The sequence below is a fragment of the Streptomyces sp. AC1-42W genome (assembly GCF_003248355.1).
Lineage (GTDB): Bacteria > Actinomycetota > Actinomycetes > Streptomycetales > Streptomycetaceae > Streptomyces.
This window is the reverse complement of record NZ_QKWY01000002.1, coordinates 431,474-456,584: the sequence shown is the minus strand read 5'-3', so window position 1 is coordinate 456,584 and position 25,111 is coordinate 431,474. Positions and strand designations below refer to the sequence as shown.

Genomic DNA, 25,111 nt, shown 5'->3' with positions numbered 1-25,111 from the left:
CAGCAAGCGGTGGACGTTCGCACCGACGAAGTGCACACAGATCACCGCGTCGAGAATGCAAAGCGGTTCACGTTGATCCGGCGAAACCGTCTCCTTCGACGTTTCGACGTGCTTCCTGGGCAAGCCCCCACCCTTCGAGATCCCCCGGTCGGACTACTTTACTCGTCCTTCGCCAGCCCCCGGGCGACCAATCGGGAAAGGTCGGCTCGCCTGGGGCTCGGCGGGTCGGGGACGATACCCGCTTCCGTGAGCCTGGCCTCGGCATCTTCCGGCTTGCGTCCCTCAAGCATCGCCAGGGCACGTACACCGAGGAGATCCTGCCGATACGCGTCGACGGCACGTTCGAGGATGCGCCGAGGAGCGCGCACCGCCTGGGCGGCCTCCTTCTCCTGCTCGTACGCCGGACCCCAGCCATAGCGGTGCGCCAGCTGCTCGCCCGTCGGGCCCCACAACTCGTCCTTCCGCGCAGTCGTGATGATCCCCATCTCTTCCAGCTGAATCAGAATGACGGGAAAGCTGACCCGGAAATGACGCGCCAGAAGTGCGGCGGAGCGTTCCTCGACACGGTCGCCTTCCGCGAAGCCCTCGGCCGCGAGCCAGGATCTGATGCCCTCGTCCGGCGCCAGGAGATGCCGGGCAAAGGCATCGCATCGTCTCTCGCCCGGTGTTCTGCCGTCATTCAGCTCGTGCACCTGGGCACCGTCGTTCCACAGCCAATGGCCGAGTTCGTGCGCGAAACTGAACCGCTGACGTTCCGGAACGTCGCACGCTCGAACGGCGATGAGTGTCGTCTCGCGAACGGGGTCCGTGGCCGTGAAGCCCTCGGCGCCCTTCGGGAGCCGCAATACCGCCGTGTCCACGCCCGTGAGCTGTTCGATCAGTTCATCCACATCGGCGATCGGCGCGCAGCCCAGGCGAAGAGCCACCCGGACCTGAGCGGCCAGCTCTGCGGCCTGCCGTTCACAGGAGAGTCGCTCGTCCGGGACCGGCAGACGCCCCTGCGGCTTTCGCTGCTGCGCCGTATCCGTCCCCAGCCTGTCCAGACGAGCGTCCAGTTCGAGCACTTCGAGGGTGTGCCGAAGGGCCTTCTCGCGCGCCTCGGCCGACAGCTCGTTGGTCCGCGCCGCGATCTGGACCCTCTCGCGCACGGGATCACCGCTGGTCAGCAGTCGTACCGGAATGTCCAGGGCGACGGCGAGACGGTCCAGCTCGGCGAGCGTCACATGGGCGCGGGCGCCGGTCTCGATACGAGTCAGAGTGGGTTGGGAGAGCTGGGCGCGCCCAGCGAGCTCACGCTGGTTCAGCCCAGCGCGCTCACGTTCGCGGCGGATCCGCTCCCCCACAAGCACGAGATCCACTTAGCACCTCCTAGTTGAATCTATTTTACTGACCTGATTCACGATGGCCAGTCGTATGTCTACCAGCCCGGACTGACAGAGGAAGGTCCGGCGCGTCCTGTTCACTCCCCCGCCACCGGCAGGTTCAGTTCCGAGTCCGCGTGCACCGTGATGCGGATCGGGACGAACTCCGTCGCCTCCGCGCGGGGGACGTCCGTGCCGGGGTTCGGGGCGTAGCGGGGGTGGGCGCCCGGGGTGATCTGCCAGCGGATGCGGTGGCCGGGGGCGAAGACGTGGGCGGTGTGGCCCAGGGGGACGGTGAGGCGGGCTGGGTCGGAGCCGGTGGCTGCCGGCCGCCGTGCAGGCCCGCCGCACCCTGGGGCCCCGCACGCTGGACTTCCTGGAACACGCGCTCGCCGCCCTGCGGCCCAGCGGGCTGGACGGGGCGGCCCGGCTGGAGGTCTTCGCCCAGCTCACCTCGTTCGTGGCGGCCCACGCGTCCTACGAGATCGGCCAGGCGCGGGCGGCCGGGGAGCCGGGGCGGGCGGCGGCCGAGGCGCTGTACCTGGCCGAGGTGGCGGCGGACGGCCGCCATCCGGAACTGGCGGAGGCGCTGGCGACGGCGGGGCGGCCGGTCACCGCGGAGGCCATGTTCGACCGGTTCCTCACCCGGCTGGTGGACGGCCTCGACGCGGGCTGAGCCCGTACCCATGTGCGTACGCACGACGACACCGGCCCCCGGGGACGAGTCCCCGGGGGCCGGTGTCTTGGTACTGCTGGAATCCCGATCCGTCAGGATCAGAAGTCCATGTCACCGCCCGGCATGCCGCCCGGAGCGGCCGCGGCGGCCTTCTCCGGCTTGTCGGCGATGACGGCCTCGGTGGTGAGGAACAGCGCGGCGATCGACGCGGCGTTCTGCAGCGCGGAGCGCGTGACCTTCGCCGGGTCGAGGATGCCCTCGGCGATCATGTCGACGTACTCGCCGGTCGCGGCGTTCAGACCGTGGCCGACGGCCAGGTTGCGGACCTTCTCCACGACGACGCCACCCTCAAGACCACCGTTGACGGCGATCTGCTTGAGCGGGGCCTCCAGGGCGAGCTTCACGGCGTTGGCGCCGGTCGCCTCGTCACCCTCCAGCTCCAGCTTCTCGAAGACGGCCGAGGCCTGGAGCAGAGCCACGCCACCACCGGCGACGATGCCCTCCTCGACGGCGGCCTTGGCGTTGCGCACCGCGTCCTCGATGCGGTGCTTGCGCTCCTTGAGCTCGACCTCGGTGGCGGCACCGGCCTTGATGACGGCCACGCCGCCGGCCAGCTTCGCCAGACGCTCCTGGAGCTTCTCGCGGTCGTAGTCCGAGTCGGAGTTCTCGATCTCGGCACGGATCTGGTTGACGCGGCCCTGGACCTGGTCGCTGTCACCGGCGCCGTCGACGATCGTCGTCTCGTCCTTGGTGATGACGACCTTGCGGGCGCGGCCGAGCAGGTCGAGACCGGCGTTCTCCAGCTTGAGGCCGACCTCCTCGGAGATGACGGTGCCGCCCGTGAGGATGGCGATGTCACCGAGCATGGCCTTGCGGCGGTCGCCGAAGCCCGGAGCCTTGACGGCGACGGACTTGAAGGTGCCGCGGATCTTGTTGACGACCAGGGTCGACAGGGCCTCGCCCTCGACGTCCTCGGCGATGATCAGCAGCGGCTTGCCGGACTGCATGACCTTCTCCAGCAGCGGAAGGAGGTCCTTCACGTTGCTGACCTTGGAGTTGACGATCAGGATGTACGGGTCGTCCAGGGACGACTCCATGCGCTCCATGTCGGTGGCGAAGTACGCCGAGATGTAGCCCTTGTCGAAGCGCATACCCTCGGTGAGCTCCAGCTCCAGACCGAAGGTCTGGGACTCCTCGACGGTGATGACGCCTTCCTTGCCGACCTTGTCCATGGCCTCGGCGATCAGCTCGCCGATCTGGGTGTCGGCGGCGGAGATGGAGGCGGTCGAAGCGATCTGCTCCTTGGTCTCCACGTCCTTGGCCTGCTCCAGGAGGGCGGCGGAGACGGCCTCGACGGCCTTCTCGATGCCCCGCTTGAGAGCCATCGGGTTCGCACCCGCGGCCACGTTGCGCAGACCCTCGCGGACGAGCGCCTGGGCGAGAACGGTGGCGGTGGTCGTACCGTCGCCGGCGACGTCGTCCGTCTTCTTGGCGACCTCCTTGACCAGCTCCGCACCGATCTTCTCGTACGGGTCCTCCAGCTCGATCTCCTTGGCGATGGACACACCATCGTTGGTGATCGTGGGGGCGCCCCACTTCTTCTCGAGGACGACGTTGCGACCCTTGGGGCCAAGGGTGACCTTGACGGCGTCGGCGAGCTGGTTCATGCCGCGCTCGAGACCGCGCCGGGCCTCCTCGTCGAACGCGATGATCTTGGCCATGTGAAGTGGTCCTCCCGGACAGGGGTGGATTGCTCCGGACCGAGTGGCGCCCGCGACGGACGGCCTGCGTGCCGGTCGGTTCCTTCCCCGCCCGGCGTGCGGGCCTCACCGGCCCGGTCCAAAATTCTGTCACTCTCACCTGGAGAGTGCTAAGCCCAATGATTAGCACTCGACCCCCGAGAGTGCAAGCGCCTCCGGCCGGAGTGTGGACAGCTCGCCCACTCCACCCCTCACGCGCGCGGGCACGCGCAGGCACGCGCGAAGGGTCCGTACCGTCGCGGTACGGACCCTTCACAGGTGCGTGCGTCGTGGCCGACGTGTCGTGCCGGGCTCAGCCGACGGCGAGCTTGACCATGTCCGCCTGCGGCCCCTTCTGGCCCTGCGAGATCTCGAACTCGACTCGCTGACCTTCTTCGAGGGTGCGGTAGCCGTCCATCTGGATCGCGCTGTAGTGGACGAATACATCCGCACCACCGTCGACCGCGATGAAGCCGTACCCCTTCTCCGCGTTGAACCACTTGACGGTGCCCTGAGCCATGCCTAACTCCCCTATTACGTGTGTGCGCCGGAACGCGCCGACCGCGGCTGAATGTATCTGCCCAACTGCCCTCTGCAACAGGTCAATCGGACGACAATTCTGCGCAGCACCGAACGCCCGAATATGAGGAATTGCCGAAATTGCGGGGCAAGTCGGGCCAGGCAAAGGTGACTTAAGCCGCAAGAGGCTCAGGCACTTTGGCTGCATCTGATCGTGCGGCGGCGCATTCTCATATGCGGGCGGCACACGCAGCGAAGGGGACTTCCCACACTCTACCCCGCTCAACCATGCAGAATTGCCCCCTCCGCTTCTCTTGCGGAGGGGGCAATTCTTGTGACTCTGCGCAGCCGGGGGCCGGTGCGGGGGTGGGGTCAGCAGCCGCCGGCCACGGCCGGGATGATCGAGATGTTGGCGCCGTCCGGGGTGGCCGCTTCCAGGCCGCCCTCGAAGCGGACGTCGTCGTCGTTCACGTACACGTTGACGAATCGGCGCAGGTTGCCCTGGTCGTCCAGGACGCGGGCGCCGATGCCGGGGTGGTTCTGCTCCAGCGAGGCGATGACCTCGGAGACGTTCGCGCCCTCGGCGGGCACCTCGGCCTGGCCGCCCGTGTAGGTGCGGAGGATGGTGGGGATACGGACCTTGACGCTCATGGCGGGTGCCTTCCTGAAGTCTCGGGTGGTCAGCTGGTGGCGAGGCCGGCGGCGCGGAAGGCGTCGAGGCTCGGGCGGATGGTGGCGGTCGCCTGCGAGGTGTCGGCCACGGCGTCCAGCGTCTTGAGGCCGTCACCCGTGTTCAGGACGACGGTGGTGAGCGCCGGGTCGAGCAGGCCGGCGTCGATCAGCTTCTTCGTCACGCCGACCGTCACCCCGCCCGCCGTCTCGGCGAAGATGCCCTCGGTGCGGGCCAGGAGCTTGATCGCGTCCACGACCTGCTCGTCGTTCACGTCCTCCACGGCGCCGCCGGTGCGGCGGGCGATGTCCAGGACGTACGGGCCGTCGGCCGGGTTGCCGATCGCCAGGGACTTGGCGATCGTGTTCGGCTTCTGCGGGCGCACCACGTCGTGCCCGGCCTTGAAGGCCGTGGAGACCGGGGAGCAGCCCTCGGCCTGGGCGCCGAAGATCTTGTACGGCTTGTCCTCGACGAGGCCGAGCTTGATCAGCTCCTGGAGGCCCTTGTCGATCTTCGTGAGCTGCGAGCCGGAGGCGATCGGGATGACGATCTGGTCGGGCAGCCGCCAGCCGAGCTGCTCGCAGATCTCGTACGCCAGGGTCTTGGAGCCCTCGCCGTAGTACGGGCGCAGGTTCACGTTGACGAAGCCCCAGCCCTCGCCCAGCGGGTCGCCGATGAGCTCGGAGCAGAAGCGGTTGACGTCGTCGTAGTTGCCCTCGATGCCGACCAGCTCGCCGCCGTACACCGCGGCCATGACGACCTTGCCCTGCTCCAGGTCGTGCGGGATGAACACGCAGGAGCGCAGCCCGGCGCGGGAGGCGGCGGCGCCGACCGCTCCGGCGAGGTTGCCGGTGGAGGAGCAGGAGAGCGTGGTGAAGCCGAAGGCGCGGGCGGCCTCGACGGCGATGGCGACGACGCGGTCCTTGAAGGAGTGCGTCGGGTTGCCGGAGTCGTCCTTGACGTACAGGCCGCCGGTGACGCCCAGCTCGCGGGCGAGGTTGTCGGCCTTGACCAGCTTGGTGAAACCGGGGTTGAGATTGGGCTTGTCGGCGACGTTCGCGGGGACCGGCAGCAGCGGCGCGTAGCGCCAGATGTTGTTCGGGCCGGCCGCGATGCGCTTCTTCAGCTCCTCGGGCGAGCCGCTCGGCAGGTCGTACGCCACTTCGAGCGGCCCGAAACAGGACGCACAGGCGAAGATCGGGCCGAGAGCAAACCTTTCACCGCACTCGCGGCAGGAAAGCGCTGCGGCGGGACCGAGGTCGACGGTGGATTCGGCGGATGCTGCGACAGTCTCAACAGCCATGATGGCGAGGCCCTTTCTCCTCATCTTCCTCACGACGCGTTTCGCCGCGAGACGGAATTGGCACCTTCCCCACCGAACCTCGCGGTCGGCAGGAGGGTTGCCGGGACTTCAACGGGCCGTTCCCTCTGTCCCTCTGGATGAGCGCTGTGGCACCGGATCACGAATGATCCGAGCGTTTGTCGGCGGATCGACCCCGGCATGCGATGGTCGTCCGCGTTGTTCAAGACTGTAACCGAAGGAGCGGACTGTTGAGATAGTCGTCCGTACCGCGAGATGGATCACATACAGGGAGTATCGCCCGTGCTCGAAGAGGTCGAACGCTGGCTGACCAGGCGTTCCTGGTCCGCCGCCGACCACCCGCCGGCGGCCGAACAGGCCGCCGAGTGCGGTGCGCACGGTACGGGCGTGAGCGTCGTCCTGCCCGCGTTGAACGAGGCGGCGACCGTCGGGGACATCGTCGCGACCATCCGGCGCGAGCTGATGGAGAAGGTCCGGCTGGTGGACGAACTGGTGGTGATCGACTCCGGTTCCACGGACGCGACCGCCGAGGTCGCGCGCCGGGCGGGCGCCCGGGTGGTCCACCGGGACGCGATCCTGCCCCGTATCCCGGCCGTCCCCGGCAAGGGCGAGGTGCTGTGGCGCTCGCTCCTGGTCACCGGCGGCGACATCGTGTGCTTCGTCGACGCGGACCTGCGGGACTTCTCGGCGGACTTCGTCTCGGGGATCGTCGCCCCGCTGCTCGTCCACCCCGAGGTGCAGTTCGTCAAGGCGATGTACGACCGTCCGCTCGGCGAGCTCGCGGGTCAGGGCGGCCGCGTCACGGAGCTGGTCGCCCGGCCCCTGCTGAACCTCCACTGGCCGCTGCTCGCGGGCTTCGTCCAGCCGCTGGGCGGCGAGTACGCGGTGCGCCGCTCGCTCCTGGAGCGGCTGCCCTTCCCGGTCGGTTACGGGGTCGAGCTCGGCCTGCTCGTGGACGCGCTGCACACCGTGGGCCTGGACGCGCTGGCCCAGGTGGACGTCGGCCGGCGCGTCCACCGGCACCAGGACGGGCAGGCGCTGGGCCGGATGGCCGCCGCCATCTACCGGACCGCGCAGGTACGGCTCTCGCGGGGGCATCTGATCCGCCCCTCGCTCACCCAGTTCGAGCGCGGGCCGCACGGATTCGTGCCGCACACGTACCCCGTGGACACGCAGGAGAGGCCGCCGATGCGGGAGATCGAGGAGTACATCGCACGCCGCGCGGCCTGATCACGCCCCCGCCCGTCCGACTTCGTACGTTTGGACGGTTACGGATCGGGCTAGATTCCGGCCATGGTCTCCGAGCACGCCCCCCACCAGCCCGCTGCCCAGGTCCTCGTCGCGTCCAACCGCGGCCCCGTGTCGTACGCGCTGCGCGAGGACGGCTCACTCGAAGCGAAACGGGGCGGGGGCGGGCTCGTTTCCGGCCTCAGCGCCGTGGACGACAAGATGTGGGTCTGCGCGGCCCTCGGCGACGGCGACCGCGAGGCGGTGCGCCGGGGCGTCGGCGAACCGGGCGTCCGCATGCTCGACATCGACGCCGGGACGCACGCCGACGCGTACAACGGCGTCGCCAACTCCGTGCTGTGGTTCGTCCACCACATGCTGTACCAGACCCCCGTCGAACCCGTGTTCGATGCGGAGTTCCGCAGGCAGTGGGCGTCCTACGAGGCGTACAACCGCGCCTTCGCCGAAGCGCTCGCCGAGGAGGCGGCCGAGGGCGCGGCCGTCCTCGTGCAGGACTACCACCTCTCGCTGGTCCCCGGCATGCTCCGCGAACTCCGCCCCGACCTGCGCATCGGCCACTTCTCGCACACCCCGTGGGCGCCCGTCGACTACTTCCGGCTGCTCCCCGACGACATCGCCGAACAGCTGCTGCGCGGCATCCTCGGCGCCGACCGCGCCGCCTTCCTGACCCGCCGCTGGTCGGACGCCTTCATCGGCTGCTGCACGGAGATCCTGGGCGGCACCGGACGCACCCGCATCGGCGTGCACGGCCTGGGCGCCGACGCCGGATTCCTGCGCCGCCGCGCGCACGAGGCCGACGTGGACGAGCGGATGGAGTCGCTGCGCGCCCAGATCGGACCGGACCGGCGCACCATCGTCCGGGTCGACCGCACGGAGCTGTCCAAGAACATCGTCCGCGGCCTGCACGCGTACCGCGCCCTGCTCGACGAGCACCCCGAGTGGCGCGAACGCGTCGTGCACGTCGCGTTCGCCTACCCCTCGCGCCAGGACCTCGCGGTCTACCGGGAGTACACCGCGGAGGTCCGGCAGGTCGCCGACGCGATCAACAAGACGTACGGCACGGCGGACTGGACCCCGGTCGTCCTGCACGTGAAGGACGACTTCGCCCGCTCGCTCGCCGCGTACCGGCTGGCCGACGTGGCCCTGGTCAACCCCATCCGGGACGGCATGAACCTGGTCGCCAAGGAGGTCCCGGTCGTCTCCGACGAGGGCTGCGCCCTGGTCCTCTCCCGCGAGGCCGGCGCGTACGAGGAGCTGGGCGAGCACGCCTTCACGGTCAACCCGTACGACGTCTCGGCCACGGCGACCGCGCTCCACGAGGCGCTGACGCTGCCGGACGACGTACGGGCGGCCCGCTCCGAGCGCCTGGCGGAGGCGGCGACGGCGCTCCCGCCGCAGCAGTGGTTCCTGGACCAGCTGGAGGCGCTGCGGCGCGACTAGGACCCGCCCGGCTCCTGCGGGTCGGTCGCGTACAGCGAGAAGGCCGGGTGGTCCCACATCTCGGGCGGGGAGGGGTTGCCCGGCAGCGGGCCGATCCCCTCGCTGTGCCCCTCGGGCCCCGTACAGAGGGCGAACGGCCCGGTGCGCGGGTCCATCAGCACGGCGAGATGCGGATCGGCGTGGTGCAGCCACCAGTGGGTCATGCCGAGGGCCGCGTCGTGCCGCAGGTACTCGAAGGCGCGCCAGAGGGCGGCGATCCGCGCGATGGCCTCGGCATGCCTCCACCAGTCCGCGCACCAGGCCAGATACACCCCGTCCACCCGGCGCCGCACCACCTGGGACAGGTACTCGTCGTAGAACGCGTCCACCGACGTGAAGACCATGTCGACGTCCTCATCGGCCTGCGCCGACCCCTGCTCGGGCTCCCCCGGGGCCGGCTCGCTCCGGTCGTCGGCCGCGCCCTCTTCACCCTGCTGTGGCGACATCTGCCACTCCTTCCCGCATGCTCACGAAGTCCGGCAAAGCGTTGTGTGTCGTTCCGGCCGGTGGTCAAGCCGCCGGCAGTCCGTGCCGATGGCGTACGCCGCGCGCCTCGGCGGTCCGTCCGCAGGACTCCAGCGTCTGGGCCCAGCGGGTCGCCGCCCAGGTCAGCCGTTCGCGTCCCTCCGGATCGCCCGCCGCCGTCCGGACCCGGTGTTCGGTGGCCTCGGCGAAGAACGGCAGCGCCCGCAGCAGGTCCGGCAGGCCACCGGCCGCCGCCAGGCGCTCGGCCAGCTCCAGCAGATACGTGGCCAGGAGGTCCCGGTCCGCCTCGCCGCGCCGGACCGCCGGGCGCAGCACGGCGACGGCACGCTCCCGCAGCGGCACCGAATCGCCGCCCAGCCCGGTGCGCTCGCGCAGCCACGCCACGAGCATCAGCCCCGCCACGTAGTCCAACCGCTCCAGTTCGGGTGCCGCCCGCCAGCGCCGCTCGTACCGTTCCAGCGCCTCGTCGCCCGCCGCCACGGCGTCCTCGGGCCGGCCGCGCTCCATCAGGTCCAGGGCGTGGTTGTGCAGCGCTTCGGCGAGCGCCACCTCGTTCGCGACGGAGCGCGCGCCGTCGGGGCCGCGCAGCGCTTCGAGCCGCCGCTCGTGGGCGCGCAGCACCTCGATCCGCTCCTCGTGGGCGGCCAGTTCCTCGTCCCCGCGCCCGGCGGACCCGTAGAACCTGGCGGCCTTCGACAGGTCGTTGGCCAGGTCGTCCCCGTTGCCCACCGGGTTGTCCCCGTACAGCAGCCGCACATGGCCGAGCGCCTCCTCGATCGCCTCCACCGCCTCGTCCACCCGGCCCAACTCGTGCAGCGTCCACGCCCGGTTGCTGAACGGCAGCCGCAGTCGCCGGGCCCGCACCAGCGGCGGGCTGTCGGTGAGCGATTCGTAGAGCGCGACCGCCTCGTCCTGCGTCCGCAGGGCCTCTTCGTGCGGCTGCTCGGTGGCCAGATTGACCAGGCAGAGCGCCAGGTCGTCGTTGTACGTGTCCGGGTTGTCGGCGGCCTGCCGTCTGCGCAGAGCCACCGCCTCCTCCAGAGCGGTCCGTATGTCTTCGGAGCCGGCGCCCGCGCGCCAGTAGTGCCAGGAGAGGTTGTTCAGCGTGCGGGCCAGGGTGTCCGCGTGGGCGTCCGGGTTCTCGGCGGCGAGCCGGCGCTCGATGGCCAGCGCCCGCTGCACGATGGCCCGGCCCTCGTCGGCCTGCCCGGCAGCCGTACGGCAGCCGGCGAGGGTGCGCAGCGATGCGGCGTAGGCGCCGGCGGCGGACGGGTCGTGCCGGGCCAACTCCTCGCGCAGGGCGGTCGACTCCTCGGCGGCGGCCACCGCTTCGGGCACGCGCCCCAGCTCATCGTGGACGACGGCCAGCGAGTTCAGGGCCTTGGCCAGCAGGGCGGGGTCCGCGTCGGAGCCGCCGCGCTCCAGCCCCCGGCACAGCCGCACGGCCTCCTCGTCGAGCGCGAGCGAGGCGTGCCGGTCGCCCGCGTTCCACTGATAGGCCGACAGCTGGATCAGCGCGTCGGCGAGCAGCCGTTCCTGGGCGGGGGTCCGGCCGGCCGCCGATTCACGCCGGACCGCCACCGACTTCTCCATGGCCGTCACGGCCGACCGCCAGTCGCCCAGCCTCGCCCGGCGCTTGGCCCACTCGGCCAGGGCCCAGGCGAGCTTGTCCTGGTCGGCGCCCCCTTCGTCGGGGTCGCCGTACTGCTCGACCAGCCGCCCGGTGAGCCGGGCCGCGAACCGGGTGAGCGCGTCGGACGCCTCCGGCAGGGCCGCCGCCACGGCGCGCAGCACCTCGGCGGTGAAGGGCTGCCGGTCCAGCAGCGCGTCGAGCCGGCCGAGGACGAGGTCGCGCTGCCGGGTGCGGCCGGCGTTGGCGTGCGCCACGACGGCCCTGGTCAGCACGGTCAGCGCCTGCACCTGCTGGGCGGGGGCCGCGCCCGCCATCAGCGCCGGGAGCAGCGCGGGGACGTCCGCCACCATCAGCGACGCCTGGTGCTCCGCGACGCGGTCGGGTTGCAGCGTCCCCCAGTAGGCGTCGCCGCTGCCCGGATACAGCCGGCCGACCGCGTCGGCCAGCTCCCACTCGCGGTCCCGGTCGATCGCCGGAATCCTGGCGACGACCGCCATCGCCTCGTCCTCGTCGGCGGCCCCGCACAGGGTCGCGGCGGCGACGACCCGGTGCGTGAGCGGCATCGCCAGCGGCCGTCCGCCGGCGGCGGCCAGGGTGCGCGTCCAGTACCGCTCCTCGTGCCGCAGCAGCGTCATCTCGACGACCTCGCCGGGGACCACGGCGAGCGGGGCGGGCCCCCGCTGGAGCAGCGCGGCCAGGGCCTCCATCTGCACGTTGAGGGCGGTGGCGTACCGGCGTCCCGACATGTCCGCCGGTACGGGCGTGCGCGCGGCGAGGGCGCTCCAGTCGCACTCCTCGTACCCCTCGGTGCGCCCCAGGTGTCCGGCGAGTCCGTGCAGCGCGGCCCGGAAGGCCGCCCGGCGCGAGTCGGACGTGACGTCCAGCGGGCCGAGTTCGGTGGCCGGGGCCTCGGCGAGGATGTCGTGCGTGGCGGCGGCCGCGTCGTACGGGTCGCGCTGCCAGCCGCCGGAGGAGCGGGCGACGAGCAGCACCCGGACGGTGCGCCCGGCGCCGGCCGCCGCACGGGCCCCGTCGATGAGCCGCCGAATCCAGCGGGGCCGGGTCTCCGCGTAGTCGACGACGAGCAGCAGGTCGCGCAGGCAGCCGCCGATGGCGTCCAGCGCCGTGGCTCCCGGCGGGCCGTCGGAGTGCGGGTCGGTGCGGTGGGGCGGCAGGTTGTCGTCGGTGAGCTCGCTGCGGAGCAGTCCGGCGACCCAGCCGGGCTCCTTGCCCACGGACGCGACGAGCCGGCGCACGATGCGGCTCTTGCCCTGTCCGCCGGGGCCGGTGAGCACCCGGACCGCCAGCCGGGCGGCGGGGGCGGCCGGTGGGCCGGGGGATGCTGGGGCGCCGGGTGCTGCTGGGGCGCCGGGGGCGCCGAGGCACCATTCCCGCAGGCTCTCCCACTCGGTGCGGCGGCCGCGGAACGGGGTGGCCTCCACATCGGCGCGCAGCAGCATCGCCGGTGAGCGCAGGTCGCGTTCGGGGTCCGCCGGGCTCAGCAGCGAGGTGAGTTCGGCCGGCTCGGCGACCGGATCGCCGTACCGGCCAGGCGGTGCGGCGGTACGCAGCGCGGTGCGCAGGGCGGTGCGGAAGCCCGCGTCGGCGAGCAGTTCGCTGCTGCGGGTCGCGACGAGTCTGCTGCCGGCCGCCGCGTCGCGGTCCACGGTCACCACGCCGAGCAGCAGCTCGCCGCTGAACACGGGGGCGCCCGACATGCCGCCCCAGCCCCGGGCCGCGGGGCCCCCGGCGGGCATCGGGTCACGGCTCAGCAGCTCCCAGCGGCGGGCGGCGGCGCCGGTGCCGGGGTTGATGTGTCCGGTGAACTGCTCCTCCGCGCGCACGGGGGCGCCGCCGTCGCGCTCCACGCGCTGGCTGCGGGGGTAGCCGTACGAGACGACGGGGTGGCGGGCGGCCCGGGTGACGAGGTCGCCCCAGCGCTGGGGTTCGGCGTCCGCCGTGCGCAGGGCCGCCGGGCCGGTCACCGCGAGGAGCGCGGCGTCCACGCTGCCGCCCGCGCCGTCGTAGCGGAGCCAGAGCGTCCGGGCCGGCCAGGGGCCGGGTTCGCCGTCGGCGGGGAAGGTGACGGTGGGGGTGAGGGGGGCGCCGTCCCGGCTGCGCAGGAGGTGCGCGGCGGTGAGGACGAGGCCGGGTCCGACGAGGTAGCCGGTGCCGAACGAGCCGGGGGCCGTGCCGCTCTTCCCCCGTACCTGCACCACGCGTTCGAACTTCACCGCCGCCCCCACCGCGTTCCGCTCGGCCCCGCTCGGTCAGTCGTCGCTGTCGCCGATCTCCAGATCGCCGCCGGTGCCGGATACGGGGTGCAGGGTGAGTTCGATGCGGTGGGTGGTGCTGTGGGCGCGCTCCCGCTTGGCGTCCACGCCGACGACGCCGAAGCGGAGGGAACCGCCGCCGCCTCCGGAACGGGTCAGCTCGACGGCGAGTTCCACGGTGACCTCACCCACCCGGAACCGTACGTCGGAGTGCTCGGCGTCCCGCTGGGCGGCGGCCAGTTGTCTGCGTAACAGCCGTACGGCGTCCGTCAGATCGAGCCCGTCGTCCGCACCTTCGCCCATGACGCCCCCCGCCGCCGCGTGAATCGGAGTCGCAACAGAATGCCACAGCCGCACCGGGAAACGAAGGCGCCACTGCGCCCAATCAGCCCTGTTCGGCGCCGAGTTGGCGCGCCAGGTCGTGCAGGAAGTCCACGACCGCGGCGGGGCCCGGCAGTGCGAGGTCGGCGCGGGAGGCCAGTTCCGGGACCTCGGCGCTGCCGCTGCAGAGGAGGAGGCCGGGGACGGGGCGCGCCTCGTCCGCGCGCAGCTTCTCGACGGCCGCGTACGCGGCGAGGTCGCCCAGGTCGTCGCCCGCGTAGACGACGGACGTGGCGCCGATCTCGTGCACGTACGCGGTGAGCGCGACGCCCTTGTCCATGCCCGGCGGGCGCAGCTCCAGGACGAGGCGGCCCGGTTCGACGATCAGCCCGTGCGCGGCGGCCAGTTCGCCGAGGGGCCCGCGCAGCGCGTCGAACGCGGCCTGCGGGTCGGCCGCGCGGCGCGTGTGGACGGCGAGGGCGTGGCCCTTGTCCTCGGTCCAGGTCTCCTGCCGGAGCCCGGACCCGTCGAGTACGGCGGGGAGCGCGGCGCGCACGGCGGCGATGCCGGGGTGCGGGTCGGGGGCGTGGAGCTCGCCGGTCGCCGCGTCCCACCGTTCGGCACCGTAGTGCCCGAGGACGACGAGGTGGTCGAGGCCGGCGACCCCGGCGAAGCCGCCGTACCGCACGGCGACGTCGGCCGGGCGGCCGGTGATCACGGCCACCGCGCGGACGCGGGGCGCGAGGGCGGCCAGCGCCTCGACGGCTCCCGCGTGCGCCCGCGCCTGCTCCGGGTCCGGCACGATGTCCGCCAGCGTCCCGTCGAAGTCGAGCGCGACGAGCGCCTCGTCGGGCCGGGCGAGGACGGCGTCCAGGCCGCGGAGTCCGGCGGCGGTGGCGGGGCGGTACGGATGGCTGTCCATGGGCCCGAGCGTATCGGGGCGCCCCGCGTTCAGCGGCGGTTGCGGCGGGCCTCGCGGACGCGCCGGAGGCGGTTCACCGTCACCGGGTCCTCCTCCAGCGCCCGCCGATCGTCCAGCAACGCGTTCAGCAGCTGGTAATACCGGGTGGGCGACAGCCCCAGCCGCTCCCGGATCGCCCGCTCCTTGGCGCCCGGCCCCGCCCACGACTGCCGCTCCACCGCCAGGACCGCGCGGTCGCGGTCGGACAGCGGGGCGGGCTCGTCGGGGCCGGTGGGGCCGGGAGGGCCGGTGGGGCCGTTCGGGGGCTGGGCGGTCATATCAGCCAATATATGGCGCGGCCTACTCCGCCGCCTCCGCCGCGATCGCCTCGCGGGCTATCCGCCCGAGCACCGTCTCCGGGCTGGCCCCCGGCTCCACCGCCGTGCCGATGTTCTCCTTGATCGACTCGCTCGCCTTCGCCCAGGACGTCTTGCCGAAGGGGTAGAACTCGGCCTGCGAGAGCGCGGCGAGGAACTGGTGCAGCTGCTTGAACCGGGGGTCGTCCTCCATCGCGGCGGACGCGCTGTCGGTGACCGGCAGCATGTCGTACATGTCGGCGAACTGGATGATGTTCTTGTCGGTGAAGAGGAAGTCGAAGAACTTCCCGATCTCCGCCCGGTGGCCGTTCTGCTTGAAGCCCATGATCCAGTCGGCGACGCCCATCGGCCGGTCGGTGGGGCCCTCGGCACCGGGCAGCGGGACCATGCCGACCTCGACGCCCCGCTGCTCGGCCTCCTCCATCAGCGTGGGGTGGCCGTTGAGCATGCCGACCTGACCCTTCGTGAACGCCGCGAAGGCCTTCGCGCGGTTGAGCTTGCCGGGGGCGACCGGTCCGACGAGACGCTTGTCGACGAGATTGGACTTCAGCCAGTTGAACGTCTTGATGTTCTCCTGGGAGTCGATGTCGTACGAGCCGGCGTCATCGGTGTAGCCGCCGTCCCCGCTGAGCATCCACATCAGGGTCTCGGCCTGGGACTCCTCGGGCCCGAGGGGCAGGGCGAAGGGGTACTTCACACCGGCCTGTTCGAGCTTGGCGGCGTCGTCGGCCATGTCGCTCCAGGTGCGGGGCGCGTCGAGACCGGACTGGCGGAAGAGCTTCTTGTTGTAGAAGAGCAGCCGGGTGCTGGCGACGAACGGCAGCCCGTACTGGATGCGGTTGACCCGCCCGGCGTCGGCGAGCTTCGGCAGGAAGTTGGCCTGGGTGGGGATGCTGAGCATCTGGTTGGCGGAGTAGAGCTTCCCGGCCTTGGCGTAGTCCGCGTAGGCGCCGATCTGTGCGATGTCGGGCGCCTTGCCGTCCTTGACCATCTTGGCGACCTCGCGGTCGATGTCGGTCCAGGGCAGGACGGTGATGTCGATCTTGATGCCGGGATGGGACTCCTCGAAACCGCGTGCGACGCCCTCCCAGTATTTGTCGGACTTGTTGGCGTCACTCGTGCCGTAGTCGGCGGCGACCAGTTTCAGCGTGACGTCTCCGGAGCCGCCGCTGCCTCCGCAGCCGGACAGAGTCACCGTCATTCCCAGTGCGGCGACCGCCGCCGTCAGTCCCAAGTAACGCCGCTGCACAGCTCAGTCCGTTCTTTCGTCCTGCTTCGTCCACCGCTCCCAGGTCCACTCGGGACACTTCGGGTGAGCTGCGATTTTTCCCGCCATTGGCGCAGGGATCTACACCACGGAGGTATCGCTTCCACAACGTCGCAGCATTGCACGGGCCGTGCGGCGACCGCTAAGTGGTCGGCTCCGTAAGTCCTTCGGGGGTTGACTTCGGATCCGGCGTTGTGCCTGGTAGTGGGTCAGATGTCGACTGCAGCGATGTGGAGCTCGCAGGCGCAGTCGAGCGCCTCCGCGGGGGTGCCGGTGGGGCTGCCGGTGGGCAGCAGGGAGTCTTCGTAGCGGTCGCCACTGGCGTAGTAGGGGGCGAAGCCCCACCTCTTGCTGACGGTGCCGGTGTAGCGCAGTCGCATCAGCTTGACCCGTTCGCCGTCGGCCAGTTCGGCCTCCACGTAGGCGAACGCTCCGCGGTGTCGGACATGCAACTGCGCAATCTGGGGCCAGACGGCGCGGGCCTGCTCGCCGAGGCGGGCTTCCAGCGAGAGGCGGGTGTGTTCCGAGGGCGTGGGCATGGCGCCCATCCTGCCCGAGGGGCCACGGACCGGATACGGCAAGCTTCGGCCTGTTGTGATCCACTTCTCCGGATTGGCCCGCCTGCATTGCCTGTTGCCGTCGCCCGCACGATCACCCTGCGCGCCGCCGAGCGCGAGCGACTGAAGCTGATGGCCTACGGCCACAAGACCGAGTACCGGCTGCGGATGCGCGCGCAGGTGGTGCTGCACGCGGCGCGCGGACGCGCCAACGCGCGCATCGCCCGGGAGACGGGTCTGCATCTGGACACGGTCCGCCGCTGGCGCGGCCGGTTCGCCGAGCACGGGCTCGCCGGGCTGGGCGACCTCGACCGGTCGGGCAGGCCCCCCTCGTTCACCGCGCTCCAGGCCGCCCAGGTCAAGGCTCTGGCCTGCCGGCTGCCCGCCGAGACAGGGGTGCCGCTGGCGCGTTGGTCGTGCCCGGAGCTTGCCCGCGAAGTCGTCGCCCGGTCCATCGCCAGCTCGATCTCCGCCTCCACTGTCCGTCGCTGGCTGGGCGACGACGCGATCAAACCGTGGCAGTACCAATCCTGGATCTTCGTCACCGACCCGGACTTCCGCCCGAAGGCCGAGCGTGTACTGGACCTGTATGCCCGTACCTGGCGGGGCGTCCCGCTCGGCGACGACGAGTACGTCATCAGCGCGGACGAGAAGACCTCCATCCAGGCCCGCTGCCGCTGTCATCCGACCCTGCCGCCCGGCCGGGCCCGCGCGATGCGCGTGAACCACACCTACCGGCGCGGCGGCGCCCTGGCCTACCTGGCCGCCTACGACGTCCACTCCGCGAAAGTGTCCGGCCGCTGCGAGCCGACCACCGGCATCACCCCGTTCATGAACCTGGTCACCCAGGTCATGACCCGCGAGCCCTACGCCAGCGCGAAACGCGTGTTCTGGATCGTCGACAACGGCTCCTCCCACCGCGGCAAGAAGGCCGCCGACCGACTGTCGGACGCGTTCCCGAACGCGGTCCTGGTCCACACCCCGGTGCACGCCTCCTGGCTGAACCAAGTGGAAATCTACTTCTCCGTCGTCCAGCGCAAGGTCGTCTCGCCCAACGACTTCACCGACCTCACCCAGGTCACAGACCGGCTCCGAGAATTCGAAGACCGCTACAACGCCACGGCACAGCCGTTCCAGTGGAAGTTCACCACCTCCGACCTGGACGATCTGCTGGCCAGACTCGACCAGCACCCCGCCGGCCGACACGAAGAATCCTCCGCCGCCCCGGCACCATGATCAACCCCCGAAGGACTTACGGAGCCGACCACTAAGTAGGTCTCGATATAAGGGTCTTGTTGATCCAGACCTTTAACCGACGGTCCGTCAACTCTCCCGTCTGCCCGTCGCGCCCGCACCTCTCGCCCGTCCGTCCCGCCCGCCCGGCCGCAAGGAGTCGTTCCGCATGTCGCGTACCGCATCTGAAATCGCCACCCAGCCCAGCTGCTGGCGGCGCGCCGCCGCGGCGGGCGCGGAGTTCGGCGGACTGCCGAGGCCGGGCGAGCGCGTCGCGGTCACCGGCTGCGGCACCTCGTGGTTCATGGCCATCGCCTACGCGGCCCTGCGGGAGGCCGCCGGCCAGGGCGAGACGGACGCGTACCCCTCGTCGGAGTTCCCGGTGGGCCGCCGCTACGACCGGGTCGTCGCGATCACCCGCTCGGGCACGACGAGCGAGGTGCTGGCGCTCCTGGGCGAGCTGCGCGGGCGTACGGCCACCGTCGCGCTGACCGGCGACCCGAAGACGCCGGTCATGGAGGCGGCCGACGCGGTGGCCGTGCTGGACTGGGCGGACGAGGAGTCCGTGGTGCAGACCCGGTTCGCCACCACCGCGCTCGCCTTCCTGCGGGCCGGCCTGGAGGCGGCCGGTCCGCTCCCGGCGGGCGTGAAGACGGTCACCGAGGCGGCGGTGGACGCGGAGCCGGCGGTGACCGAACCGCTGGACGAGGCGGTGGTCGCGGCGGAGCAGTGGACGTTCCTGGGGCGCGGCTGGACGTACGGGCTGGCCCAGGAGGCCGGGCTGAAGATGCGCGAGGCGGCCGGCGCCTGGACCGAGTCGTACCCGGCGATGGAGTACCGCCACGGCCCGATCTCGATCACCGGGCCGAACCGGGTCGCCTGGGTCTTCGGCGCGCTGCCCGAGGGGCTGGCCGGTGAGGTGGCGGCGGTCGGCGGCACGCTCGTCGCGCACCGGTCGGCGGACCCGATGGCCGATCTGATCCGGGCGCAGCGGCTGGCGGTGGCGCTCGCCGAGTCGAAGGGATACGACCCGGACCACCCCCGCAACCTCTCGCGGAGCGTGATCCTGCCGGGGTGAGCGTGATCACGCTCCGAACGGGGCATGATTCCGGACGGGCCCGGTACGCCCGGCCCGTCCGGGGGGCCTTCTCGACAAACCGGACCCGCTCCCCGTAACCGGTACCGGGCATTTTGTATGGGTGCGCAACAAACAGCGATAGTGGACTAGACCTTTTGGGGTCGCTCGGGCGAAACTGTTCCACGTGAAACACGTCATCGCCCTCGATGTGGGCGGCACCGGAATGAAGGCCGCACTGGTCGGGGCCGATGGTGCCCTGCTCTACGAGGCACGTCGCGCGACCAGCAGAGAGCGCGGTCCCGACGCCGTCGTGGAGTCGATCCTCGGCTTCGCCGCCGACCTGCGGGCGTACGGCGAGGAGCACTTCGGGGAGAGCGCCCTCGCGGCCGGCGTCGCCGTGCCCGGCATCGTGGACGCCGCGCAGGGAATCGCCGTCTACTCGGCCAACCTGGGCTGGCGCGACGTCCCCATGCGCCGACTGCTGGGCGAACGGCTCGGCGGGGTGCCCGTGGCACTCGGCCACGACGTCCGCACCGGCGGGCTCGCCGAAGGCCGCATCGGGGCCGGCCGGGGCGCCGACCGCTTCCTCTTCATCCCGCTCGGCACCGGCATCGCCGGGGCCATCGGCATCGCCGGAGCCATCGAGGAGGGCGCCCACGGCTACGCGGGCGAGATCGGGCACATCGTGATCCGGCCGGACGGGCCGGACTGCGGCTGCGGCCAGCGCGGCTGCCTGGAGACCCTGGCGTCCGCCTCCGCCGTCAGCCGCGCCTGGGCCGCCGCCTCCGGCGACCCGAACGCCGACGCGGCCGACTGCGCCAAGGCCGTCGAGTCCGGCGACCCGAGGGCCGTGGAGGTCTGGCGCGAGGCCGTCGAGGCACTTGCCGCCGGCCTCGTCACGGCGCTCACCCTGCTGGACCCGCGCACGCTCATCATCGGTGGCGGGCTCGCCGAGGCCGGGGAAACCTTGTTCACACCACTCCGTGCGGCCGTCGAGGAACGCGTCACGTTCCAGAAGCTGCCCCACATCGTCCCGGCGGCCCTCGGGGACACCGCCGGATGCCTGGGCGCAGGGCTGCTCGCCTGGGATCTTCTCTCGACGGAGGTATCCGCCTGATGGCCGGACGCGCTGACAGCACCGTTCTCGCAGGGGCTCGGGTGGTGCTGCCCACCGGCACCGTCGAGAACGGCCGGGTGACCGTCGAAGGCACCCGCATCTCCGGCTCCCGGGCCGCGGCGGACACCCCGGTCCTGGATCTCTCCGGCCACTGGATCGTCCCCGGCTTCGTGGACATGCACAACCACGGCGGCGGCGGCGCCTCCTTCACCTCGGGCACCGTCGACGAGGTCCTCACCGGTGTCCGCACCCACCGGGAGCACGGCACCACCACCCTCGTCGCCTCCACGGTCACCGGCGAGATGGACTTCCTCGCCGAGCGCGCCGGCATCCTCTCCGAGCTGGTCGAGCAGGGCGACCTCGCCGGCATCCACTTCGAGGGCCCCTTCATCTCGCCCTGTCGCAAGGGCGCCCACAGCGAGAACCTGCTGCGCCACCCGGACCCGGCCGAGGTCCGCAAGCTGATGGACGCCGCGCGCGGCACCGCCAAGATGTTCACCCTGGCCACCGAGCTGCCCGGCGGCATCGACTCCGTACGGCTGCTCGCCGAGCACGGCGTCATCGCGGCCATCGGCCACACCGACGCCACGTACGAGCAGACCGCCGAGGCGATCGACGCCGGCGCCACCGTCGCCACGCACCTCTACAACGCGATGCCGACCCTCGGCCACCGCTCCCCCGGCCCGATCGCCGCCCTCCTGGAGGACGAGCGGGTCACCGTCGAGCTGATCAACGACGGCACGCACCTGCACCCGGCCGCGCTCGAACTGGCCTACCACCACGCGGGCGCCGACCGCGTCGCCCTGATCACCGACGCCATGGACGCGGCCGGGTTCGGCGACGGCCGCTACCAGCTGGGCCCGCTCGCCGTGAACGTCGAGAACGGCGTCGCCCGGCTCGTCGAGGGCAACTCGATCGCCGGCTCCACGCTCACCCTTGACACCGCTTTCCACCGCGCCGTCACCATCGACCGCATCCCGGTCGAGGACGTGGTCCGCTCCATCTCCGCCAACCCGGCCCGCCTCCTCGGCGTCTACGACAAGGTCGGCTCGCTGGAGCCCGGCAAGGACGCCGACCTGGTCGTCCTGGACGAGGAGTTCCGGCTCAAGGGCGTCATGCGCAAGGGCGAATGGATCGTCCGCCCCTGAGCACCGCAGCCCCGGAGAGCGCCCGGCGGCACGCGTTCCGCGACCGGTCGCACACGTAACGAAGAGACGGCGGTTGGCCCCGAGGTCTGGGCCGGCCGCCGCCTCTTTGGCATGATCCTTTGGGAAACCAGCACGGAAAGCGCGTTCCGGCGAGGAACCGGCGCACAGCACGGATCGAAGGGCGGCCGCGGTGATCCTCACGGTCACGCTGAACACGGCACTCGACCTGACCTACGCCGTCCCCGCCCTCGTACCGCACTCCAGTCACCGGGTCACCGAAACCTCCGAGCGCCCCGGCGGCAAGGGCGTCAACGTCGCCCGCGTCCTCACCGCCCTCGGCCACGACACCGTCGTCACCGGCTTCGCCGGCGGCACCACCGGAGCCGTCCTGCGCGACCTGCTCGCCGCGCTCCCCCGCCCCGCCGCCACCCTCACCGACGCGCTCGTCCCCGTCTCCGGCGACACCCGCCGCACCCTCGCGGTCGTGGACGCGGCCACCGGCGACACCACCCAGTTCAACGAGCCGGGCCCCCAGGTCACCGCCGACGAGTGGGCCGCCCTCCTGGACACGTACACCGGGCTGCTGGACACCGCGGACGCCGTCGCCCTGTGCGGCAGCCTCCCGCCCGGCATCCACGTCGGCGCCTACGGCGAACTCGTCCGGCTCGCCCGCGCCGCCGGCGTCCCCGTACTCCTGGACACCAGCGGTGAACCGCTGCGCCGGGGCATCGCCGCCCGGCCCGACCTGATCAAGCCCAACGCGGACGAGCTGGCCCAGCTCACCGGCTCCCGCGAACCCCTGCGCGCCACCCGCGACGCCCGCCGCCGGGGCGCCCACGGCGTCGTCGCCTCCCTCGGCCCCGACGGCCTGCTCGCGGTCACCCCGGACGGCGTCTGGCGGGCCTCGCCGCCCGCCGCCGTCAGGGGCAACCCGACCGGCGCGGGCGACTCCGCGGTCGCCGGACTGCTCTCCGGCCTGGTGGAGTCGCTGAGCTGGCCGGAGCGGCTGCGCCGGGCGGTGGCACTGTCGACGGCGACCGTGCTCGCCCCCACCGCGGGCGACTTCGACCACGCGGCGTACGAGGAGCTGCTGCCGCGCGTCGTCATCGAGGAACCCGGACCGGGAGCGGTCTGAACACCGCACCACGAACACAGAGGTCAGCCATGCCGCTCGTCAGCACCGGTGAACTCGTCTCCGCCGCCCAGGCGCGGGGACGCGGAATCGCCGCCTTCAACGTCATCACGCTGGAACACGCGGAGGCCATCGCCACCGGCGCCGAACGCGCCGGAGCCCCCGCCGTCCTCCAGATCTCCGAGAACGCCGTGAAGTTCCACGGCGGCCGGCTCACCGCCATCGCCGCCGCTGCCGCCGCCGTCGCCCGCGCCTCCAGCGCCCCGCTCGCCCTCCACCTCGACCACGTCGAGTCCGTGGACCTGCTCCACCGAGCCCACGAGGCGGGCTTCGGCTCGGTGATGTTCGACGCCTCCAAGCTGGACTACGAGGAGAACGTACGGGCCACCGCGGCGGCCGTCGCCTGGGGCCACGAACGCGGCGTCTGGATCGAGGCCGAACTCGGCAAGGTCGGCGGCAAGGAGGGCGAGGCCCCCCTCGACGCCCACGCCCCCGGCGTCCGCACCGACCCGGACGAGGCCGCCGCGTACGTCGCCGCGACCGGTGTGGACGCCCTGGCCGTCGCGGTCGGCTCCTCGCACGCCATGACCGAGCGCACCGCCGCCCTCGACCACGAGCTGATCGGCCGGCTCCGCGACGCCGTGCCCGTACCGCTCGTCCTGCACGGCTCCAGCGGCGTCCCGGACGACGAGATCCGCCGGGCCGTCGCCGCGTCCGGCATGGTCAAGGTCAACGTCGGCACCGCCCTGAACACCGCGTTCACCGGAGCCGTCCGCGCCCACCTCGCCGAGCACCCCACCGGCGTCGACCCCCGCAAGTACCTGGCACCCGCCCGCGAGGCCATGGCCACCACGGTCACCGGCTTCCTCGCCCTGATGGGCTGAGCACTCCACAGTGACCGAACTCCGACACCGCCGAACCTCCTGTTCGATTGGTTGACCGGAATTCCCCTGGGAAATGCGCACCCACACAAATACTGTTGGCACATGACAAACAAGATGGGAATCGCGCTTCGGGCAGCAGGAACAGGGACAGCCGCCCCGCTTCTCGCTACAGGGTTGACAAGCTCAGCCCACGCTGAGGTTCACACCCTGTCGGCCGGCTGCACGACCACTGGCGCTGCCGCATACATAAGAATGAGCACCACCCAGAACGACGGCCCGTCCAACAAATGGACGCTGCACATGGAAATCACCGATACGGCCAGCGATGGACACCACGCCCGAGCCCGCTTCGTGTCCGTCACCGCCAATGGCAAGCGCAAGTACTGGGCCTGGCACTACAACTACGGCGGGCCGGGCACAGTGGTCGTCGAGACCACCGCACAAGACACCAGCAGCGGGATCATCAAGCTGGGAATTCAAGCGGCCAGAGCGGAAAAATCCACCGTTCTGAACAGTTGCTTGGACCTCAGGTCCCCCTGACGCCACCCTGTTGACGGCAACACATGCGTGGAGGCGGTCCGTGACTCGCAATGCCACAGACCGCCTCCACCACGCCCCTTGCAACAAATTTTACGAATCGGCGATTTTCAGCCAGTCCAGAATAGCGTTGCAATTGTTTCCGGTTTCACAGGAAAGCTTGATCGTGTTCTCGCCCTCCTGAAGGGTCACCGGCGCCCACGTGGTTTGCCAGTTCTTTTCCAAGTCAGGGTCATCGCTGTTGATGAAGTTCTTGAGGCCAATCGGAGAACCATTCTCCTTGCCGTTCACCGTCAGGGTGGCGTCCGCGTCCTCGGCCGGAATGGAATAGCGCACGTACAGCTTGTATTCGCCGCCCCGCTTGAGGCTTGCCTCCCAGGTGACAGAAGACCCCACGGCGTTGAAGTCCTTCACATAGGACCCTCCAGGACCCTCCGCGCCCTTGACCGAGTTGTCGAGCTTCGCCGTGCCGCCCAGCTTCAGCATGGCGGCGTCCTGCTTCGGCAGGTCGGCCGGGGCGGAGGCGCTCTGCGACGGGGTCGGCGTCGGGGACTCCTCGACCTTCGAGCCCGGCCCCTGCGTGGACGTGGCCTCGTCCTTCTTCTTGTCCTTGTCGCCGTCGCCCGTGAGCAGCGCCGCGCCGATGCCGATCAGCACCACGGCGACCACCGCGACAGCGGCAATCAGCAGACCCTTGGTGTTCGGCCCGCCCTTGCCGGACCCGCCCGCGCCGCCGCGCCCGCCCGGCTGCGGCACCTGCGCGGTGGTCGCGCCACCGGGGTACGTCTCCGGCGCGGCGTACTGCGGATTCGGCCGGTTGTACGCGCCCTGCGGCGGCGGATAGCCGTACCCCTGCTGCGAAGGCTGCTGCGGCTGCCCGTACTGGCGCTCGCCCACGTTGCGCACCTGGTTGTACGAGGTCCTCGGCACACCCGGCTGGGCGGCGGGGCCGGGGTAGCCGTAGCCGCCCTGTCCCGGCGGCTGCGCACCGGCCGCCTGCCCGTCCGCGTAGAGGTAGCCGAACGGATCGTCGTCCTCGGGTGTGCTCGCGCCGTTGTTCCCGGCCATCCCTGGGTCACTCCTCACCATGTCGCCAGCCGTCGCCGAATATCGCCAGCCGTCGCCGACCGGGCGAGCCTACCCCGAATGGCCGA

At 71.5% G+C, this 25,111-nt stretch carries 23 protein-coding genes, 1 pseudogene and 1 riboswitch; of the genes and pseudogenes, 10 read left to right on the top strand and 14 right to left on the bottom strand.

The features are described from left to right. Positions 1–158: 158 nt before the first annotated feature. Both DNK56_RS19920 and DNK56_RS36795 read right to left on the bottom strand, forming a co-directional pair. Entirely contained in the window at positions 159–1,358 is a 1,200-nt protein-coding gene (locus DNK56_RS19920) for a helix-turn-helix domain-containing protein (RefSeq protein ID WP_111336679.1), read from the bottom strand. A 101-nt stretch (positions 1,359–1,459) separates the two neighbouring features. Further along, positions 1,460–1,609, bottom strand: a complete 150-nt coding sequence (locus DNK56_RS36795) for a hypothetical protein (protein WP_241990163.1) — start codon at positions 1,607–1,609, stop codon at positions 1,460–1,462. A gap of 62 nt (positions 1,610–1,671) precedes the next feature. On the opposite strand from DNK56_RS36795, the pseudogene DNK56_RS19910 reads away from it, so the two are divergent. Next, positions 1,672–2,037: pseudogene (locus tag DNK56_RS19910) on the top strand (TetR/AcrR family transcriptional regulator C-terminal domain-containing protein); the annotation flags it as partial. A 98-nt stretch (positions 2,038–2,135) separates the two neighbouring features. Here DNK56_RS19910 and groL read toward each other — a convergent pair. The 4 genes from groL to thrC form a co-directional block, all read right to left on the bottom strand. Continuing rightward, on the bottom strand, positions 2,136–3,758 hold the full coding sequence (gene groL, locus DNK56_RS19905) for a chaperonin GroEL (RefSeq protein ID WP_111336677.1): 1,623 nt from the start codon (positions 3,756–3,758) through the stop codon (positions 2,136–2,138). 331 nt (positions 3,759–4,089) lie between these two features. Continuing rightward, positions 4,090–4,296: a cold-shock protein gene (locus DNK56_RS19900; RefSeq protein WP_003967346.1), complete on the bottom strand. Its 207-nt coding sequence runs from the start codon at positions 4,294–4,296 to the stop codon at positions 4,090–4,092. A 371-nt stretch (positions 4,297–4,667) separates the two neighbouring features. Next, a complete protein-coding gene (locus DNK56_RS19895; RefSeq protein WP_111336675.1) occupies positions 4,668–4,946 on the bottom strand; it encodes a MoaD/ThiS family protein in 279 nt (92 codons plus the stop codon). Positions 4,947–4,975: 29 nt separating this feature from the next. Beyond that, positions 4,976–6,268, bottom strand: coding sequence for a threonine synthase (thrC, locus tag DNK56_RS19890; protein ID WP_111336673.1), 1,293 nt, complete (start codon positions 6,266–6,268; stop codon positions 4,976–4,978). 17 nt (positions 6,269–6,285) lie between these two features. After that, a riboswitch (SAM riboswitch) is annotated at positions 6,286–6,412 on the bottom strand. 156 nt (positions 6,413–6,568) lie between these two features. Here thrC and DNK56_RS19885 point away from each other — a divergent pair. Both DNK56_RS19885 and DNK56_RS19880 read left to right on the top strand, forming a co-directional pair. Beyond that, positions 6,569–7,516, top strand: a complete 948-nt coding sequence (locus DNK56_RS19885) for a glucosyl-3-phosphoglycerate synthase (protein WP_111336671.1) — start codon at positions 6,569–6,571, stop codon at positions 7,514–7,516. 63 nt (positions 7,517–7,579) lie between these two features. Then, positions 7,580–8,974, top strand: coding sequence for an alpha,alpha-trehalose-phosphate synthase (UDP-forming) (locus tag DNK56_RS19880; protein WP_111336669.1), 1,395 nt, complete (start codon positions 7,580–7,582; stop codon positions 8,972–8,974). Here DNK56_RS19880 and DNK56_RS19875 read toward each other — a convergent pair. From DNK56_RS19875 to DNK56_RS19845, 7 genes are all read right to left on the bottom strand, one after another. Continuing rightward, entirely contained in the window at positions 8,971–9,459 is a 489-nt protein-coding gene (locus tag DNK56_RS19875) for a DUF4913 domain-containing protein (protein ID WP_241990007.1), read from the bottom strand. The two genes, DNK56_RS19880 and DNK56_RS19875, sit on opposite strands and share 4 nt — an antisense overlap. Positions 9,460–9,523: 64 nt before the next feature. Next, the gene (locus DNK56_RS19870) at positions 9,524–13,366 is read right to left on the bottom strand and encodes a trypsin-like peptidase domain-containing protein (RefSeq protein ID WP_158558499.1); all 3,843 of its coding nucleotides are present in this window, start codon (positions 13,364–13,366) and stop codon (positions 9,524–9,526) included. A gap of 36 nt (positions 13,367–13,402) precedes the next feature. Beyond that, positions 13,403–13,708, bottom strand: a complete 306-nt coding sequence (locus DNK56_RS19865) for a trypco2 family protein (RefSeq protein WP_111336665.1) — start codon at positions 13,706–13,708, stop codon at positions 13,403–13,405. Positions 13,709–13,790: 82 nt separating this feature from the next. After that, positions 13,791–14,648 (bottom strand): trehalose-phosphatase, encoded by an 858-nt coding sequence (gene otsB / locus DNK56_RS19860; RefSeq protein ID WP_111336663.1) that lies wholly within the window; start codon positions 14,646–14,648, stop codon positions 13,791–13,793. A 29-nt stretch (positions 14,649–14,677) separates the two neighbouring features. Next, positions 14,678–14,965, bottom strand: a complete 288-nt coding sequence (locus DNK56_RS19855; protein ID WP_111336661.1) for a DUF3263 domain-containing protein — start codon at positions 14,963–14,965, stop codon at positions 14,678–14,680. A gap of 22 nt (positions 14,966–14,987) precedes the next feature. Beyond that, positions 14,988–16,253: an ABC transporter substrate-binding protein gene (locus DNK56_RS19850; protein ID WP_446750412.1), complete on the bottom strand. Its 1,266-nt coding sequence runs from the start codon at positions 16,251–16,253 to the stop codon at positions 14,988–14,990. Between the two features lie 227 nt (positions 16,254–16,480). Further along, a complete protein-coding gene (locus DNK56_RS19845) occupies positions 16,481–16,810 on the bottom strand; it encodes a hypothetical protein (protein ID WP_111330414.1) in 330 nt (109 codons plus the stop codon). 87 nt (positions 16,811–16,897) lie between these two features. On the opposite strand from DNK56_RS19845, the gene DNK56_RS19840 reads away from it, so the two are divergent. The 7 genes from DNK56_RS19840 (at position 16,898) to DNK56_RS19810 (ending at position 23,960) form a co-directional block, all read left to right on the top strand. Beyond that, the gene (locus tag DNK56_RS19840; RefSeq protein ID WP_241989748.1) at positions 16,898–18,064 is read left to right on the top strand and encodes an IS630 family transposase; all 1,167 of its coding nucleotides are present in this window, start codon (positions 16,898–16,900) and stop codon (positions 18,062–18,064) included. Positions 18,065–18,230: 166 nt separating this feature from the next. Next, complete coding sequence (locus tag DNK56_RS19835; RefSeq protein ID WP_111336657.1) at positions 18,231–19,139, top strand: SIS domain-containing protein; 909 nt, start codon at positions 18,231–18,233, stop codon at positions 19,137–19,139. 184 nt (positions 19,140–19,323) lie between these two features. Further along, positions 19,324–20,256 carry an ROK family protein gene (locus tag DNK56_RS19830; RefSeq protein ID WP_111336655.1) on the top strand — a complete coding sequence of 311 codons (933 nt, stop codon included), beginning with the start codon at positions 19,324–19,326 and terminating at the stop codon, positions 20,254–20,256. Continuing rightward, entirely contained in the window at positions 20,256–21,404 is a 1,149-nt protein-coding gene (gene nagA, locus DNK56_RS19825) for an N-acetylglucosamine-6-phosphate deacetylase (protein WP_111336653.1), read from the top strand. The genes DNK56_RS19830 and nagA overlap by 1 nt, the downstream gene beginning before the upstream one ends. A gap of 190 nt (positions 21,405–21,594) precedes the next feature. Further along, positions 21,595–22,539 carry a 1-phosphofructokinase family hexose kinase gene (locus tag DNK56_RS19820; RefSeq protein WP_111336651.1) on the top strand — a complete coding sequence of 315 codons (945 nt, stop codon included), beginning with the start codon at positions 21,595–21,597 and terminating at the stop codon, positions 22,537–22,539. Positions 22,540–22,568: 29 nt separating this feature from the next. Further along, the gene (locus DNK56_RS19815; RefSeq protein ID WP_111336649.1) at positions 22,569–23,420 is read left to right on the top strand and encodes a class II fructose-bisphosphate aldolase; all 852 of its coding nucleotides are present in this window, start codon (positions 22,569–22,571) and stop codon (positions 23,418–23,420) included. Positions 23,421–23,672: 252 nt separating this feature from the next. Beyond that, positions 23,673–23,960, top strand: coding sequence for a hypothetical protein (locus tag DNK56_RS19810; RefSeq protein ID WP_111336647.1), 288 nt, complete (start codon positions 23,673–23,675; stop codon positions 23,958–23,960). Between the two features lie 90 nt (positions 23,961–24,050). Here DNK56_RS19810 and DNK56_RS19805 read toward each other — a convergent pair whose 3' ends face one another. Next, a complete protein-coding gene (locus DNK56_RS19805) occupies positions 24,051–25,025 on the bottom strand; it encodes a CBM35 domain-containing protein (protein ID WP_111336645.1) in 975 nt (324 codons plus the stop codon). Positions 25,026–25,111 lie beyond the last annotated feature (86 nt).